The 2,630-nt window shown below is 57.0% G+C and carries 4 protein-coding genes and 1 pseudogene; 1 reads left to right on the top strand and 4 read right to left on the bottom strand.

Going from position 1 to position 2,630, the window contains the following annotated elements:
- Positions 1-443, bottom strand: a pseudogene (locus RTM06_RS17115) (RpiB/LacA/LacB family sugar-phosphate isomerase); the annotation flags it as partial.
- 182 nt (positions 444-625) lie between these two features.
- Here RTM06_RS17115 and RTM06_RS17110 point away from each other — a divergent pair.
- On the top strand, positions 626-955 hold the full coding sequence (locus tag RTM06_RS17110; protein ID WP_312183773.1) for a cupin domain-containing protein: 330 nt from the start codon (positions 626-628) through the stop codon (positions 953-955).
- 16 nt (positions 956-971) lie between these two features.
- On the opposite strand, the gene RTM06_RS17105 is transcribed toward RTM06_RS17110, so the two are convergent.
- The 3 genes from RTM06_RS17105 to RTM06_RS17095 form a co-directional block, all read right to left on the bottom strand.
- Complete coding sequence (locus RTM06_RS17105; protein ID WP_312183771.1) at positions 972-1,469, bottom strand: protein disulfide oxidoreductase; 498 nt, start codon at positions 1,467-1,469, stop codon at positions 972-974.
- Positions 1,466-2,188, bottom strand: coding sequence for a DsbA family protein (locus RTM06_RS17100; RefSeq protein WP_256696389.1), 723 nt, complete (start codon positions 2,186-2,188; stop codon positions 1,466-1,468). The genes RTM06_RS17105 and RTM06_RS17100 overlap by 4 nt, the downstream gene beginning before the upstream one ends.
- The coding region (locus tag RTM06_RS17095; RefSeq protein WP_312183769.1) for a thioredoxin family protein at positions 2,188-2,630 on the bottom strand (443 nt) is incomplete at its 5' end. The genes RTM06_RS17100 and RTM06_RS17095, both read right to left, overlap by 1 nt.

The raw sequence follows: 2,630 nt of genomic DNA, 5'->3' as shown, positions 1-2,630 counted from the left end.
TTGAGCAATGCTGCTTTCACCTCGTTCAGGATACCCGCGTTGCGCACCTGTGGCTCTTTGCGCTCAGGCGGATAGCCGTGCCCTTTTTCGCCGGTAAAGGCTTTTTCGAAAATAAAGCGCAGGTTCAGTTCCGCGCCCCAGCCAAAGCCTTTGGCGAACGGCAGCGACAGCGCATTGCCGTTGTTGATTTGCGCAAACAGATAGGCATCCGCCGGATCGATGCAGTAGCCGCACACCACGCCGGGATGCAGGTTCAGCGACATCAGCGCGCCCTGGCCGGTGCCGCAACCGGCTACCACGAAGTCTACCGCTTTGCTGTTCAGCAGTACGTTGGCCATGATGCCGAGGTGAATATAAGTAAGATGGTGATCCTGTTCGTCGCTCATACCGACGTTAAACACCTGATGCCCGAGCGGTTGCGCCACAGACTGAAGCTCTTTCAACACCGTTGCGTTCTTCGCAGCCTGGCTGTTTTCCATCATCAAAGCGATTTTCATGATCCATCCTCAGATTAAATTGAAACACCGTTTCATTTTAATCAAAGATCGTTAAAATGCAGCCTTTAAATGCCTTTTTGAGTGTGAGTTAAGTCACACATTGACGATGCAACCTGCAAGGAGAAACCATGTTTATCTATAAAAGCGCAACCCAACTGGACAATTTAGGCAACGGCGTGACGCGCCGAATTCTGGCGCACGGCGGCACCATGATGGCAGTGGAAGTCACCTTTGAGCAGGATGCTGTTGGTCCGCTGCATCACCATCCGCATGAGCAGCTCACCTACGTACTGTCCGGACGTTTTGCCTTCACCATTGATGGCGTGACCAAAGAAGTGAGCGCTGGCGATACGCTGTATAAAGCGCCGAACATTGTGCACGGCTGCGTGTGTCTGGAAGCGGGCGTATTGCTGGATACCTTTACGCCGCAGCGCGAGGATTTTCTGGCGGCACCGTAACGTGCCGCCAGACAGGCTAGCGGGAAGCCCACCAGAGGCGCAGCTTCAGCCCCCAAGCGCTGGTCCAGCCGCTGCTGGTGCTAATGACTTTGCCCTGATGCAGCACGATGAAGGTCGGCGTGGCCTGAATATCCCAGCGCTGGCCGAGCGCCCCGCTCTCATCATTGATCGCCACGCCTTGCAGCCCTTTCTTCTCCAGCCAGGTTGCTACGCGCGTATCGTTACCGGATCGCAGCGCTACGCTCGCCACCTTGTAACCTTGCTGGCTCATCGCCGCCACGGTTGGCGTGGTGAGTTTGCATACGCCGCACCAGGTTGCCCAGACGTAAACCAGCAATGGCCGATCCTGACTGAGCTCCACCAGATTGACCTCGCCTTGCAGCGAGGTGAGCGGCTGTTGCGCCAGGTCGGCAGGCAGCTGCGGTGCGCGCAGCCAATCCATGCCCCACAGTGCCGCCGCGACAATCAGCACCAAGAGCAGCGCCTCACGCAGCCAGCGCTTTAGTCGACTCATTGCTTCGCCTGCAGCGCGCCTTTCACTGCCGCTTCCAGTTGCTGATACGGGACCGCGCCGCTGATCATCTGGTCGCCCACCAGCGTCGCTGGCGTGCCCTGTACCCCGAGCTGCTGCGCCAGCGTCAGGTTGCTGTTGATGGTGTCGAGGCTCACTTTGCTTGGCTCTTTCAGCTTGATGCCGGTTTTCTCCAGCGCCGCGTCGATGCTGGCGGTATCGTGATTGCCCTTTTTCGCCATCAAACGTTCATGCAATTTAAGGAAGTTTTTCGGCTGCTGTTCCCACACGGTGAGCGCCAGACGCGCAGAAGTGAGTGAGGTTTCAGAGCGATACGGCAGCGGTTTAATCACCACCGCGACCTGCGGATAGGCTTTCAGCAGTTTTTCGATATCGGCTTCAAACTTCTTGCAGAACACGCAGTTGTAATCGGTGAAATAAACCAGCGTCAGCGCCGGTTTCTCGGCACCGATGCGCGGTGAACCAGCGTCGTTGAACAGCGCGTCATGGTTTTTCTTCACCATTTGCGCCACCACATTTTGCTGCTGTTGCGCTGCTTCTTTATCAAACGCATCAGCCGCTTCCGCCAGAATTGACGGATTTTGCACCAGGGTTTCACGGATCAGCTCTTTGATGCGCGCTTCCTGCTCAGGAGTAAAAGGCGCAGCCGCCAGTGCAGGCATGGCAAGGAACATCAGTGGCAGTAACAGGGATTTCTTCATTATTTTTTCGCCTCAGAGAGAGTGGAGATCACCGCTTCACGACTCAGCAGCGGTGACAAAATCTGGCCTTGCGGCAGTGCCGGGCCATAAATTTGGTTAAAAGGGATCGCCACACGGTCGCGGCGGCGCAGGAATTCACCGATGGCAGGATCGGGCTGCGTCCAGTCGCCGCGCAGCAGCACCACGTCATCGGCTTTCAGCGCAGCACGCACATCGGGTTGATTCAGTACGCGGGATTTGTTCACTTTGCAGGTGATGCACCAGTCGGCGGTGACATCGACAAACACCCGTTTATCCTGCTCGAGTGCCTGATGGATCGCCGCTTCGGTCAGCGGCTGCCAGTGCAGCGTCTCCTCTTCCGGCGTGATGCGCGTCATCAGGAATAGCGCACCAGCCAGCGTCAGAGTGATAAACACTACGCCCGCCTGTTGTAGCGCGCGAC

It is taken from the genome of Pantoea sp. CTOTU46764 (assembly GCF_031974595.1).
Taxonomy (GTDB): Bacteria; Pseudomonadota; Gammaproteobacteria; order Enterobacterales; family Enterobacteriaceae; genus Pantoea; species Pantoea trifolii.
The sequence above is the reverse complement of the archived record's forward strand: the minus strand, read 5'-3'. Positions and strand labels throughout refer to the sequence as shown.